Raw genomic sequence first — 275 nt, 5'->3', positions numbered from 1 at the left:
GCGCGGATGAGCCATCATGTCGCGATCCGGTTCAACACGAAATCGAATACGTCGAAGTTGCGCGGGCGACGTGCGGGATCGTCCCGCTCGATACGGCGATTGAACAGCAGCGGCACCTCCTGCTCCGACACGCCGCCATGCGAACGCAGCGGCACCGTGAGGCCCGACAGATCGTGGTCGCGTTCACGCGTACCGAGCGTCATGTCGCGGCGGCCGATCACGACGAGATCGCCGATCCGGTCGGCCGGCAGTTCGAAACGAGCGGCGGCTTCCGC

At 66.2% G+C, this 275-nt stretch carries 1 protein-coding gene; it reads right to left on the bottom strand.

Annotation, left to right across the window (positions count from 1 at the left end; genetic code table 11):
* Positions 1-14: 14 nt before the first annotated feature.
* Positions 15-275: hypothetical protein (locus FLQ44_RS10955; RefSeq protein ID WP_206208814.1), on the bottom strand; the 261-nt coding region annotated here is incomplete at its 5' end.

Origin of the sequence: Vogesella mureinivorans (genome assembly GCF_007644035.1) — a bacterium.
Taxonomy (GTDB): Bacteria; Pseudomonadota; Gammaproteobacteria; order Burkholderiales; family Chromobacteriaceae; genus Vogesella; species Vogesella mureinivorans.
The sequence above is the reverse complement of the archived record's forward strand: the minus strand, read 5'-3'. Positions and strand labels throughout refer to the sequence as shown.